Raw genomic sequence first — 13,529 nt, forward strand, 5'->3', positions numbered from 1 at the left:
TCAACCCACCCCAAAACTACAGCTACATTTCCTCGCCAGCTTTCGGATGTATGCGAACTAAGACTATGCGTGGGCCATTCATTTTTTTAACGACAGCGTCAAATTGTGGAAATTCAATTTTTTGCCCCTCTTCTGGTAAATCACCCAAAACGTGCATAATCAAGCCACCGATTGATTCAACCTCTTCACTATCTAAATCAATACCTAGCGCGATACCTAAGGTGAATAGGGGCAAACTGCCTTTACCGATCAACGTGCCATCATCTAATAGCGTCCAGTCATTGTCATTCTGACGGAATTCGTCTCGAATCTGTCCTACCAAAGCGCTAAGCAGATTATCCAAGGTTAAAAAACCCACTGGATTGCTATCTCGATAGCCGACCAACGCGAAATGAGGGGCGCCTTTGCGGAAGCGGCGAAACAACTCAAGCGCAGGCATATTCGGAGGTACATATTCAACGTGTCGCAGATGCTTGCCCAAATCTTGCAGAGACTTGCCACTCTGTTGCGCCAAAAATAAATCTTTTAAATGCAAAGTCCCCAAGACTGTTTCACCATCACTGTCGAAGTAGGGATAGCGGCTAAAGCGATTGCGCGCAGCGGTTGCCATGTTTTCCTCCAAGGAGGCATCTTTATACATCGCGACAACTTCATTAATCGGGCGCATCAAATCTGAAATTTCCAAGTCACCAAAATCCAACATCTGCGCCATGATGCTCCATTCATCAGGCGTAAGTTTTTTGCTGGCATGACTGCCGCGCAAGATCGTCTTTAATTCTTCTGGTGAGTAATGAGCATCCTGTCCGTGACCGGCATCTAAACCCAGCCATGAAAGTACAGTGTTAGCACTCTTATTTAAAACCCAGATAACAGGGAACATCGTCCAATAAAAAAGGTACAAAGCTGGTGCGGTCCACAAGGACACACGTTCAGGCATGCGCAGCGCCATCGACTTTGGCGCCAACTCACCAATAACAATGTGCAAGAATGAAATAACAAAGAAGGCGAAAAAGAAGGAAATGGCGTGTATCAATTTGGCGGATTCAACACCCACCTGTAAGAGTATAGGTTCCAGGATGCGGGCAAATGCGGGCTCGCCTATCCAACCTAAACCAAGAGACGCAAGCGTAATACCTAATTGGCAGGCTGATAGATAAGCATCCAAGTGATTATGCACTGTGGCGAGCAAACGCCCCCGGAGCCCATTTGCTTTCGCCAGACTACGCACACGGGTTTGACGAAGCTTGACTAAACCGAACTCGGCCGCCACAAAAAAACCATTGAGCACCACTAAAAATAGCGCCGCCACGATCAAAAGAAAATTATCCAACGACCAACTTTCCGAAATAAAGAAGCTATAACTTTACCCTAGATTTAAGGCCTCGCCATGACAAACTATTGCAAACTAGGAGGAAGCTTCACATAATTTCAATTTATCGTAAGAAAAAATCGAAACTTTCTCGACATAACTTAAGACTCCATCAATAAATAACGGAGCAAGGACAAATATCCACTCCCGTTCGCACCGCTTTTCTCGCATTTCATCATTGTTAAATTGTGTGTCATCGCTTTTCCATTGACAATCGTTAATGCAAAAGTGACACTCCATCCGCCTCATGTACTTTTTCTTTTTTTTACAGGATTTGCCAATGAAACCGCAATTGACTTTGTTACCCTTAATAGCAACATTCCTCGCTTGCAATATCGCCTCAGCACATGAATACGATGCTTTGCTGAAAGCAAAAAAGTACGCGGAAGTAGAGAAAGCGGTCGCCGCGAAGTTAAGCATTGAACCGAACAACCCAGACGCTTTAATTGCCAAAACAGAGCTTATTCTGACGGAGGGCAAAGAAAGTCGCCTAGATGAAGCGAGCAAATATGCAGAACAATGCATCAACGCCAATCCTAAAAATTCTGAATGCCATGAAGCTTTAGGCAATGTGCTCGGGACCAAAGCACAAAAAGGTGGCGTCATGTCGGCGATCAGCTATGTGGGCAAGATCCGTGATTCATTCAAAAAAGCAATAGAGCTCGATCCAAATAATTTCAGCGCCCGCAACTCTTTGATGCAGTTCTATTTACAAGCACCAAGCTTTGTTGGCGGAGGCACTGGTAAGGCCAAAGATTTGGTCGTGGAAACGATCAAATTCAGTCCAGCTGCTGGCGCTTTACTACAAGCTAGTTTAGATTTGCAGGACGGCAATGTAGAACGCGCTACTTCTGCTGCTTTGGCGGTTAATACTAGCAATTCCGACGCGCTGGCACGTCAGCAAAGAAACATTCTGGCAAGCATAGGTCACACGCAAATTAACGAGAAAAAATTTGCTGAAGCAGAGAAAATTTTCCGTGAATTGACACAGCGTTTTCCTGATGCTGTGCACGGCTATTTTGGTTTAGGAAAATCGCTGCAAGAACAAGGTAAAGCCAAAGAGGCCATTCCCCTACTGGAAAAAGCGATGACTATCGACGCCAGCGCATCGGTATTTTATCGTCTAGGAAAAGCTTGGCAAATGCTGGGTGACAAAGTAAAGGCTTTGGCCGCGTTCGAAAAAGCCTTGAACTTCAAACCAGAATTACCAAAGAAAACCAAATCTGAAGTAGAAGATTTGATTAAGTCTTTAAAAAGTTAAATTGAAGTAATTTTTTACCAACTACAATTTAGAGAACAGTCGCTACTCGCAACTTGGTTGCAGACTACAAATCTGCAATCAAGTAAGTTTGAGCCTTATCAAGCAAAGTCCAGATAAGCCAGCATCGACTGTTGCTGGCAGCAAATGCCTAGTTACAATAGTATTCTCAGCTTACAACGCCGCTAAAGAATTACTTTTGTATGAAAACTGCAATGCCTATCTCAACTTCTGCTGTTCCACATAATTTAGTCGAAGACGTACTTGCCATTCTCACCGGTACATTACTGGTGTCGCTAGGCGTTGCCTTGTTTAATCAAGTGGGATTGTTTACCGGTGGTACGGCTGGCCTCGCCTTCCTGATTCATTATGCGACTGGTCTCTCTTTTGGTCTAGTTTTCTTCCTATTAAACATACCGTTTTACTGGTTCGCATGGAAGCGTATGGGTTGGAAATTCACACTCAAAACTTTTTGCTCGGTGGCGCTGGTGTCAGTTTTATCAGGATTACACCCTAAATTAATACAACTAAGCACGCTGACGCCATTCTATGTAGCACTGCTCGGCGGCTCCTTGATGGGAGTAGGTTTTATCGTCTTGTTTAGGCACCAAGCCAGCCTCGGCGGTATCAATATTTTAAGTTTGTATTTACAGGACAAACATGGCATTCGTGCCGGCAAATTACAAATGGGGATGGATGTCTGTATTGTATTAGCATCGTTTATGGTGGTATCTCCTCTTGCCATGCTGGCATCCATACTCGGCGCTGTTGTGCTTAATCTAGCGATCATGCTCAATCACAGGCCAGGTCGCTACATGGCGGTTTAACCCCAATAATAATGAAGGTGATGTTGGAGCATTTCCTCTAAATTTTTTGTGTTTCAACGGTAAATTCCATGGACTTGTGTAAAATCAATAGGCTAAGCACCGCCAGTCGCGAATAGAAGGTTGCAGTGAAGTATTGCTTCATCATTTCTATTAATAAAAGAAGCGGCGCTACCTACCTCACCCACATCCAACCGAGGAAACCCAGATGAATCAAGTTGTCATCAGTGGCACTGGCCTATATACACCTGAGCAATCAATCTCCAACGAAGAACTCATCGACAGTTTTAATGCCTACGTCGAGCAATTCAATACCGAACATGCCGACGCGATAGCCAATGGCAGCGTCACTGCTTTAGAAGCATCCAGTGTCGCTTTTGTTGAGAAGGCATCCGGTATCAAATCACGATATGTGATGGACAAAGCCGGTGTGCTCGACATTAAACGCATGGTGCCGCGCATTCCAGAACGTTCAGACGATGAACCTTCGATCATGTGCCAGATGGCAGTCGCCGCTGCCCTCCAGGCTTTACAACGTGCAGGCAAAACGGTAACCGATGTCGACGCCGTTATTTGCGCTGCCAGCAATATGCAACGCGCCTATCCTGCAATGGCTGTAGAAATTCAAAATGCACTAGGAATAGACGGCTATGGCTACGACATTAATGTCGCCTGCTCCTCTGCAACTTTTGGCATACAAGCTGCCATGAGTGCGATACAAAGCGGTCAGGCACGTGCCGTACTAGTGGTCAATCCTGAAATCACCAGTGGACACTTAAACTGGCGAGATCGAGACAGCCACTTTATTTTCGGTGATGCCTGTACTGCGATCTTGTTAGAGCGCGCTGATCTCGCAACTTCGTCGCACCAATTCGCGATCTTGGGTATGAAACTCAAAACCCAATTCTCAAATAATATTCGCAATAATTTTGGATTCTTAAACCGTGCCGATGAAACTGGCATAGGCAAACCAGACAAATTATTCCGTCAGCAAGGCCGTAAAGTATTTAAAGAAGTCTGCCCTATGGCGGCAGAAACCATCACTACGACTGTTCAAAATTCTGGCTTGGAGATCAGCCAAATTCAACGATTCTGGTTACATCAAGCGAACCTAAATATGAACTTGCTCATTGCGAGACTCATACTCGGCCGTGATGCGACTCCAGAAGAATCACCGACCATTTTAGATACTTACGCCAACACATCGTCAGCCGGATCCATCATTGCTTTCCACAAATATCAAGATGACTTGAATAAGGATGCAATAGGTGTGATCTGCTCCTTCGGTGCTGGTTACTCAATAGGTTGCGTCGTAGTGAAGAAGTTGTGATTTTTATGTGCACTTAAACGAAAGCCGACGCCACGTCGGCTTTCGTTTATTTGGCGCTACCAATCGCGGTCAATATCTGCAACACATTGGCAACAAAATCTGAATGCATCATGGCATCTCCTTTTTTTAGCGAATCCGGACTGAATATTTTCAGTCAAGTTTCTCAAATTAGCCTTCAGCCGCAATCACTTGAGACGCTGCATTGATCACTGCAGCAATTCTGCCTACATCGCGTAATTGCGTGGTCGACATACCTTCTTTTCGTAATAAATCAAAGTGTGATTTCACGCAGAAATGACACTTACCAACGATAGAAGCTGCCAGCGCGTACATTTCGAAGCGACGCTTATCCACACCACCATTGGTCGCATACGCGTTCATACGCAATTGCGCACCTTGCGTCTTAAGATCCTCATCATCCGCCATTTCGACAAATGGATACCAGACATTATTCATGCCCATTAAAGAAGCCGCCGTGAGCGCTGCCTGCACTTCTTCAGGCGCGATGTGGCCAGAATTCTTGATCAAGTCTATAAGTACTTTACTCTTCGCAGCAAACGCCGCAGCCAAGGCAACCGCTACAGCATCGTTACCTTCCAGACTAGAACGTGCAATCGTGCTGTCCACATTCAAACGAATATCTTTAGCATAATCAGGAATGCTATTTTTAATTGAAGTAAGAAATTCCATAGTTTTCACCTATCAAAAAGCGTTTTTAAAACCCGCCGGAGCGGGTTGATTGTACTGCGAGCACTAATATTAACCAATAAAGGTTAGCCGTAATCGCGATTAGAAATTCACATTCTTGGGATGCAGTGCAAGGCGCACACCGGAGCAATATGTCAATATTGCGAGGATCGCACTACGTCAATACTTACGCCGCAATGCGCCCAAAAATTGAATTTATAACGCGATTACAATGTTGAGCCGCCTACTGTACGATTACATGGGCAGAGCTCATCAGTTTGCAAACCATCCAAAATACGCAAGATTTCAGTTGGGTTACGGCCAACGTTTAAGTTATTCACAGAAACGTGTTGAATGACATTGTCTGGATCCACGATGAACGTTGCGCGCAAAGCTACACCAGCGTTGACGTCACGCACACCCAACATATCTACCAAAGAACCTGTCGCGTCGCCGAATGCATAGTGATTCAACTTGTCCAGATCTTTGTGTTCACGGCGCCATGCCAATTTGCAGAATTCGTTATCTGTAGAACCACCCATCAACACGGTATCGCGATCAGCAAAATCATTTGTCAATTTCGCGAATTCTACGATTTCTGTTGGGCAAACAAATGTGAAATCCTTTGGATAGAAATAGATGACTTTCCATTTACCTGGAAAAGACGCTTCAGTGATTGTTTCAAAAGCGGATACACCATTTTCTTCGTGATGATTAAAACCTGGCTTAGCTGCTGGTACGCTAAATGCGTCGAGTTTTTGTCCTACTGTTTTCATTGATTTCTCCTGATGATGAACATGGGTGTTTCAGTTTAAATCTCGCTGGCTCTTAATGTCGAATCCAGCAAGGAAATTGTCGGCAGCGTCATTCGAACTGCATTGAGACGAAGCTTATCACTATGAATTACTACAATCCAATAGATTATTTCTAATATTGTTTTAGGAAAGAGCTAATACGTTTTCTTACCGCGCTATTTCCCGACACTTCAATCAATCTGAATCATCATAATTGAGATTCACTAAACGTGTATGACAGATTTAATTTTTTGCTTAGCGGATCAAACCTAAGGCTACGGTCTAGGCTACTTTGTCTATGAAAGCGATTTTTTGCCTTACAAAAAAGCTGCTGCAAACCCCAAAACAACTATTCTCAAGCACTCTGCGGCTATAATCGCGATTCTTTATTTCCACAATGAGTCTGCCGTGTCCGACCGTTTAGCCGTACTTCCGCAATATTTTTTGCCTAAATATTTATTAACTGCTTTTGCTGGTCTGGTTGCGAATGACCGTGGTGGCAAGCGCACTACACGCCTAATTAATTGGTTTGTCAAAAAATACAATGTCAATATGCTAGAAGCGGCGAATCCCGACACAGCCAGCTATCCCAGCTTTAATGAATTTTTCACGCGCCCTTTGCGCTCTGACGCGCGCCCAATTACATCCTCAAAATATGCGTGCCCGGTAGATGGCGCGATTAGTGAATTTGGCACTATCAATCAAGGGCAGATCTTTCAAGCGAAAGGTCATACTTTTTCGACTATCGCACTAGTAGGTGGCGATGCCAATTTGGCAGCTAAGTATCAAGACGGTCAGTTCGCCAATATTTATTTGAGCCCGCGCGACTATCACCGTATCCACATGCCTTGTGACGGTAGACTAAAACGCATGATTTATGTGCCAGGTGAATTGTTTTCAGTCAATCCCACCACCGCACGTGGCGTCCCGGGTCTATTCGCGCGCAATGAAAGAGTCGTCTGTGTATTCGATTCTCCCTATGGTGAATTTGTCCTTGTACTCGTTGGTGCAACTATCGTTGGCAGCATGCAAACTGCGTGGCACGGCATAGTCAATCCGCCGCGTACGAATAAGATACGTGAATGGACTTATACGGACCAAGATATCCAATTGAAAAAAGGCGAAGAAATGGGTCGCTTCTTACTAGGTTCAACTGTGGTGATGCTGTTTACTAAAGAAAGTATGAATTTCAATTCCACATGGAAACCAGCGGGTGCGGTTCGTTTAGGAGAGGAAATGGGTAGTTAAGGGCACAAAGTAAATATAAAGAATATTCCCCTCAAAAAAAATATCGCGGTACTCGCCCGAAACATTAAATGTAAAGTTCAGTAAAGCAGCTTTCCAAGCTGCTTTCACGTCCATCTAAGTCCGACTGTCACAAAACGTAATAGATTTGACCGATCGCAAACTTCAACTTCCGCAATGCACAAGTTTCTTGCAGTTCGCCCCAATTTGATACATAATCTAAATACGAATTATTCTTATTTAGATTAAATTCAAACTCAATTGTACTTGAGTCACCTATCACTAAGGCTGAACATTATGAATACGCTGCAACAGGCACCATTACCACGTCAATTTGCGACCGGATCTTTAATTGCGATCGCACACTTGGTCGTATTTGGTTTAATCATATTAAATCCTGTCGAGCGCTATCAGAGCAAGCCAAAAGAAACCATCGTCATGATGGTACCGAGCATGTTGCCGCAACCACAAATGCGTGTAGCTAAAGTCGAGAAAACACCGCCTGTTCAGAATGTTGTGACACCAGTGATACCGCAGATTGCGGTAAAAAACGACAACGAAAATGCGATCCAAGTTGCACCAGCAGTTGCCGACATTCCAGCACCAGTTAACCCAACACCCTTAGCGCATACGCCGACGATTGCCAAAGCAGAGCCTATTGGCCCTAAAGTAGTAAGCGCAGTTGAATACATACAGGCACCGCAAGCGGACTATCCAGCGATGGCACGCCGCCTCGGCGAAGAAGGCCGTGTCGTCATGCAAGTTTTAGTCAACGATAAGGGACGCGCTGAAAAGGTAGAAATTCTGAAATCTTCTGGTTTTACGCGCCTCGATGAATCCGCTAAACTAGCTTTACTACGCGCACTATTCAAACCCTATGTTGAAGATGGTAAAGCGACGATGGTATTAGCCACCGCCAGCATTAATTTTTCATTGCGCGGGTAAATACTTTGACCTAGGCAAGATTGACTTAGTTTGAGTCGAAAAAAAAGCATGTGCAACACATGCTTTTTTTTATTCCAAACACCAGTTGCAAACAAGCTATTCCGGCGTCGTTTCTTTAAATGAAGGACGTTCAGATAATTTATCGAATAACTTAGCTAGGTTAGGATAATCATCGTGCCATTTAATTTCTGGGAAACGGAAAGCTAACCATCCAACACAACACGCGACACTAATATCGGCTAAAGTCAAATGATTGCCAACACAAAAACCTGACTCCCCCAACCCTTGGGACATGGATTTCAAACCGGCATTCACCTTGTCCAACTGGCGATTCACCCAAGCCTCACTTTGCTGCGCTGGGTCTCGCATCGTGCGTTCAGCACGAATCAAAACGGCAGCGTCCAAAATACCATCAGCCAAGGCTTCCCAATTCTTTACCTCGGCGCGTTCACGACCGTGCGGTGGAATCAATTTACCGACTGGCGTCAAAGTATCCAGATATTCCACAATCACGCGTGAATCGAACATCGCACCACCGTCCTCCATCAACAAGCAAGGCACTTTGCCAAGTGGATTGGATTGCTGAATCGTCGTATCAGCAGCCCAGACATTTTCCAACAGCAAGGTGTAATCGAGTTTCTTCTCCGCCATCACCACGCGAACTTTTCTTACGTAAGGACTTGCAAGGGAGCCAATGAGTTTCATAATACTTTCACATGATCAAAGTTTTTTACCAAGGGAAATTATATCATCGCTGATCCAGATCAAAGTCTAAAGCACGCCACAAAGATGCCATGGTGACAATAATTAACATGAGAATTAGGCGTCTAAAAATGGTAAAATCTGAGGTTATCCGGATTAATCTGAAGAAACATGCTCTGACTTTGGCTTTCATAGGCGGTCATCGCGAGACGACAATCACCAACCGCAAACAGAAAATTTCTCTCAGTACATTCAGCATTCGAACTCATTCCACCTTCCATTATCTCAACTACTCTTCTCTTCATCATGCCTCTCTCTACTCTATCTGCCCTCTCCCCCCTAGACGGACGCTATGCGTCGAAAGTGGATGCTTTGCGCGCCACACTATCTGAAGCTGGCTTCATGCATCATCGCGTCAAAGTTGAGATTTCCTGGTTGCAAGCTTTGTCTTTAGCGGGCTTTGCGGAAATTAAGCCATTCTCCGCAGCGGCCAATGCATTGTTGGATCGTATTGCCAATGACTTCTCAGAAGAAGATGCTGCGCGTATCAAGTCAATTGAGGCGATAACTAACCACGATGTGAAAGCAGTTGAATACTGGTTGAAAGAATCGGTTGGCCTGGCGCTACCAGATAGCTACAATCATTTGCCGCAACGCAGCTTAAACATTGCTCCGGAAATTACGGCAGAATTAAAAGCCGCGGCCGAGTTTATTCACTTTGCTTGCACCTCTGAGGATATCAACAACACGTCGCACGGCATGATGTTAAAAACGGCACGCGATGGTGTCATGTTGCCAGCACTGCAAAAATTAATTGCCCGCTTAACCGACATTGCACACGACAATGCGGACGTTGCTATGCTGTCACGCACTCATGGTCAAACAGCTAGCCCAACCACATTGGGCAAGGAAATGGCGAATGTGGTCGCGCGTCTGCAACGTGCAGCACAGCGCATTGCTCAAGTTGAGATTCTCGGCAAAATGAATGGTGCAGTCGGTAATTACAACGCACATCTATCCGCCTACCCAAATCATGACTGGGAGAGCTTCTCAAAAAACGTCATCGAACAGCGTCTGGGCTTAACTTACAACCCCTACACGATTCAAATTGAACCACACGATTACATGGCGGAGATGTTCGATGCCTTCGCGCGCGCCAACACGATTTTGCTCGACTTAAATCGCGATATCTGGGGCTATATTTCGGTCGGGTATTTCAAACAAAAAACCAAAGCTGGCGAAATCGGTTCTTCAACGATGCCACATAAAGTGAATCCGATTGACTTCGAAAATTCTGAAGGCAATTTAGGGTTGGCAAATGCGCTGCTCAAGCATTTGTCTGAAAAATTACCGATCTCACGCTGGCAGCGCGACCTGACAGACTCCACCGTGTTGCGCAATATTGGTGTAGCACTTGGCTATACTTTGCTGGCGTACGACAGTTGTGTACGCGGCTTGAATAAATTAGAAACTAATCAAGCGCGTCTGGCGGAAGATTTGGACAATACTTGGGAAGTTTTAGCAGAGCCCGTCCAAACCGTCATGCGTCGTTATGGTGTAGAAAATCCTTACGAGCAGTTAAAAGAACTGACGCGTGGTAAAGGTATTTCTAAAGACGCTTTGCGCGAATTTATTCTCGGTTTAAGTATTCCTCAGGATGCCAAAGACTTGTTGTTAGCAATGACGCCAAGTAGTTACACAGGCAATGCAGCGAAATTGGCGAAAGCGATTTAATGCAATAAAATTGGACTGATCAACCTGATTAAATATTAATAAGATAAAAAGTCTCCAGAAGTGTTTCTGCAGACTTTTTGCTTTTGTACCAATAAAGAACGCTTTTTGAAAGCATTGTGCAGACTTCGCTTTTTTTTGCTATATTAGTTCTACTTCGAACTAATTTCCTTTTTTAGGAGAATTTATGCAACCAGTATCACGCTACCCAGGAAAGAGTGTCTTATTGCACTGGTTGGTCGCTATTTTGATCATTGCCGCGTTTGCTTTGGGTACTTACATGACCGATTTAAAAATCAGTCCGACTAAATTGAAACTGTATTCATGGCATAAATGGATAGGCGTGACTGTTCTGGCTTTGGTGGCAATTCGATTATTGGTACGATTATTCAGCACCGCACCGGCCTATCCTGACAGTATGAAGAAGTGGGAAAAGCAAGTTGCAAGCCTGACTCATATAGCGCTGTATGTACTTATGTTTGCAGTACCGGTTTCTGGCTATCTTTATACCTACGCAGCAGGTTTTCCGGTGGTCTACTTGGGCTTGATTGAGCTGCCCTCATTGATAACACCGAATCCTGAAATGAAAGACAGTTTTAAAGAACTGCATGAGGCTTTAACTACAGGCATGTTGCTACTCGTCTTATTGCATATTGGAGCAGCACTCAAGCATCACTTTATAGACAAAGACAACATCTTGAAAAGGATGTTGCCAGATTTCTCCAACAAGGAATAAGCATGAAAAATCTCGTTCAAGCAGCTCATCTGCTGATGACAAAAATGATCAGCACCTCAAGCCTGACATCAACGTTGTTATTCACGGCAGCTATCAGTCTAACCAGCACCTCTAGCTACGCCGCCGATGCACAAGTCGATCCAGCGAAAAGCACCGTGCATGTGGTTTTCAAACAAATGAATGTGCCAGTCCAAGCACAATTTAAAAAATTTACCGCAATAATTGACTACAACAGCGCCAAACCTGAAAACTCTAAAGCACAAGTAGAGATTGATGCTGGTAGTTTAAATTTGCCCGCACCTGAGTACAACGCTGAAGTATTGAAAAAAGAATGGTTTAATGCAGCGCAATTTCCTAAAGCCAGTTTTACTTCAACGGCGATGAAATCTGCAGGTACAGGAAAACTAGACGTCACCGGCAATCTAACCATCAAAGGTAAAACGGTGCTTGTCAGTTTTCCCTTAAGTGTCAAAACCGAAGGTAAAACCATTAGCTTCGAAGGTAGCTTACCAATTAAACGTCTTACGTTTAACATTGGTGAGGGTGAGTGGAAAGATACCAGCATGATCGCAGATGAAGTCATGATCAAATTCAAGGTTGTAACAAACCAATAAGCCCAAGATGTAAGTTTAAAAAGTAGGTAGTAGAAACATGTAGCAAGCAAAGCAATCGCAGTACCTAACACCTGACATCCCCCCCCTCATTTAGTCGCACCAGATCCATTTATTTTTTAGGAGTATCACCATGAAATTATCCAAAATCCTCGCTGTGGCATTGTTCGCAGTTGCAGCACCAAGCTTCGCTCAAACTTACAAAGTCGATCCTGGCCATACCTATCCAAGCTTTGAAGCTGACCACAAAGGTATTTCTTTCTGGCGCGGGAAGTTCACAAAAACAGAAGGCACGATCACTTTGGATCGCGCCGCAAAAACGGGCACAATGAACATTACCATTGACGCGAGCTCTATCGATTTCGGCCACGCAAAAATGAATGACCATGCAAAAAGCAAAGATATGTTCAATGTGCCGCAATTTCCAAGCATTACTTATGTCGGAAAATCGATGAAGTTTGATGGTGACAAGTTGGTTTCAGTAGAAGGTGAATTGACTTTACTGGGCGTGACCAAACCAGTGCATTTGACCATCAATAAATTCAAGTGCATTCAAGATGGTATGACGAAACAAGAAATCTGCGGCGCGGATGCAAGTGCAGAATTCAAGCGTTCTGATTTCGGCATGAACTTTGCGCTGAACTGGGGTTTTTCTCCTGACGTGAAGTTATCCATTCAGGTAGAAGCTGGTAAGGTCAATTAATATTTATCTTATGCTCGGTGGCTGGCGACTGTCAGCCACTTTTACCCCTTCATTTAACTTCAAAATACAATCAGCTTTAAGCTATTGCTCATGCTAGAAAAGCGCTACTTACGCAGCATTCGCTTACTCTCTGAATGCATGCAAGCCTTCGAAAAGACTTCCTCCAAGCGGGTACGTTCTTTGGGTTTTACCGACTCACAGTTCGATATTATCGCAACCTTGGGCAACACACCTGGCATGACCTGCAAGGAACTGGGCGAAAAAACCTTGATTACAAAAGGTACCTTAACTGGCGTGCTAGACAGGTTAGAGCAAAAAGGTCTAATTCAAAGAGACCGTGGTGAAGACAGGCGTCAGTTATTTATCAAACTAACCGCTGAGGGTGAGCAACAATTCGCCACTGCCTTCCCCGCAGTCGTAAAACAAGGACGAGCCGTGTTCAGCGAATACCGAGCTGAAGATTTTGATGCACTAGAAGCCCAACTATTAAAATTAAAAGCAACGTTAACGCGCTCTTAGTCGCTGTAATACTTTCGATACGAAAGACGCAAAAAAAAAGACGGGATAACCCGTCTTTTTTTATGCCAACATCTT

General features: G+C 44.4%; 14 protein-coding genes. 10 read left to right on the forward strand and 4 right to left on the reverse strand.

The annotated features are described in order from the left end of the window. Positions 1-22: 22 nt before the first annotated feature. On the reverse strand, positions 23-1,330 hold the full coding sequence (locus ACO0KZ_RS02425; protein ID WP_422992357.1) for a hemolysin family protein: 1,308 nt from the start codon (positions 1,328-1,330) through the stop codon (positions 23-25). 319 nt (positions 1,331-1,649) lie between these two features. On the opposite strand from ACO0KZ_RS02425, the gene ACO0KZ_RS02430 reads away from it, so the two are divergent. From ACO0KZ_RS02430 to ACO0KZ_RS02440, 3 genes are all read left to right on the forward strand, one after another. Continuing rightward, on the forward strand, positions 1,650-2,630 hold the full coding sequence (locus ACO0KZ_RS02430; protein ID WP_422992359.1) for a tetratricopeptide repeat protein: 981 nt from the start codon (positions 1,650-1,652) through the stop codon (positions 2,628-2,630). Between the two features lie 212 nt (positions 2,631-2,842). Further along, the gene (locus ACO0KZ_RS02435) at positions 2,843-3,454 is read left to right on the forward strand and encodes a YitT family protein (protein ID WP_422992361.1); all 612 of its coding nucleotides are present in this window, start codon (positions 2,843-2,845) and stop codon (positions 3,452-3,454) included. A 205-nt stretch (positions 3,455-3,659) separates the two neighbouring features. Next, complete coding sequence (locus ACO0KZ_RS02440; protein ID WP_422992363.1) at positions 3,660-4,781, forward strand: beta-ketoacyl-ACP synthase III; 1,122 nt, start codon at positions 3,660-3,662, stop codon at positions 4,779-4,781. 168 nt (positions 4,782-4,949) lie between these two features. Here the strand turns inward: ACO0KZ_RS02440 and ACO0KZ_RS02445 are convergent, their stop codons facing one another. Both ACO0KZ_RS02445 and ACO0KZ_RS02450 read right to left on the reverse strand, forming a co-directional pair. Further along, positions 4,950-5,471 carry a carboxymuconolactone decarboxylase family protein gene (locus tag ACO0KZ_RS02445; protein WP_390212332.1) on the reverse strand — a complete coding sequence of 174 codons (522 nt, stop codon included), beginning with the start codon at positions 5,469-5,471 and terminating at the stop codon, positions 4,950-4,952. 224 nt (positions 5,472-5,695) lie between these two features. Then, the gene (locus ACO0KZ_RS02450; RefSeq protein WP_314863921.1) at positions 5,696-6,244 is read right to left on the reverse strand and encodes a peroxiredoxin; all 549 of its coding nucleotides are present in this window, start codon (positions 6,242-6,244) and stop codon (positions 5,696-5,698) included. Between the two features lie 426 nt (positions 6,245-6,670). Between ACO0KZ_RS02450 and asd the strand changes: the two genes are divergently transcribed. Then, positions 6,671-7,510, forward strand: a complete 840-nt coding sequence (gene asd / locus ACO0KZ_RS02455) for an archaetidylserine decarboxylase (RefSeq protein WP_422992366.1) — start codon at positions 6,671-6,673, stop codon at positions 7,508-7,510. 294 nt (positions 7,511-7,804) lie between these two features. Beyond that, positions 7,805-8,452, forward strand: coding sequence for a TonB family protein (locus ACO0KZ_RS02460; protein WP_422992368.1), 648 nt, complete (start codon positions 7,805-7,807; stop codon positions 8,450-8,452). A 96-nt stretch (positions 8,453-8,548) separates the two neighbouring features. Here ACO0KZ_RS02460 and ACO0KZ_RS02465 read toward each other — a convergent pair whose 3' ends face one another. Next, a complete protein-coding gene (locus ACO0KZ_RS02465; RefSeq protein ID WP_422992370.1) occupies positions 8,549-9,157 on the reverse strand; it encodes a glutathione S-transferase N-terminal domain-containing protein in 609 nt (202 codons plus the stop codon). A gap of 303 nt (positions 9,158-9,460) precedes the next feature. On the opposite strand from ACO0KZ_RS02465, the gene purB reads away from it, so the two are divergent. The 5 genes from purB (at position 9,461) to ACO0KZ_RS02490 (ending at position 13,454) form a co-directional block, all read left to right on the forward strand. Next, positions 9,461-10,888, forward strand: a complete 1,428-nt coding sequence (purB, locus tag ACO0KZ_RS02470; protein WP_422992372.1) for an adenylosuccinate lyase — start codon at positions 9,461-9,463, stop codon at positions 10,886-10,888. A gap of 184 nt (positions 10,889-11,072) precedes the next feature. After that, a complete protein-coding gene (locus ACO0KZ_RS02475) occupies positions 11,073-11,621 on the forward strand; it encodes a cytochrome b (RefSeq protein WP_422992374.1) in 549 nt (182 codons plus the stop codon). Between the two features lie 44 nt (positions 11,622-11,665). Continuing rightward, on the forward strand, positions 11,666-12,235 hold the full coding sequence (locus ACO0KZ_RS02480; protein WP_422992773.1) for a YceI family protein: 570 nt from the start codon (positions 11,666-11,668) through the stop codon (positions 12,233-12,235). Positions 12,236-12,365: 130 nt separating this feature from the next. Further along, the gene (locus ACO0KZ_RS02485; RefSeq protein ID WP_422992376.1) at positions 12,366-12,935 is read left to right on the forward strand and encodes a YceI family protein; all 570 of its coding nucleotides are present in this window, start codon (positions 12,366-12,368) and stop codon (positions 12,933-12,935) included. 90 nt (positions 12,936-13,025) lie between these two features. Further along, on the forward strand, positions 13,026-13,454 hold the full coding sequence (locus ACO0KZ_RS02490) for a MarR family winged helix-turn-helix transcriptional regulator (RefSeq protein ID WP_422992378.1): 429 nt from the start codon (positions 13,026-13,028) through the stop codon (positions 13,452-13,454). Positions 13,455-13,529: the final 75 nt, after the last annotated feature.

The organism is Undibacterium sp. Di24W, from assembly GCF_049340325.1.
In the GTDB taxonomy this organism is placed as follows: domain Bacteria; phylum Pseudomonadota; class Gammaproteobacteria; order Burkholderiales; family Burkholderiaceae_D; genus Undibacterium.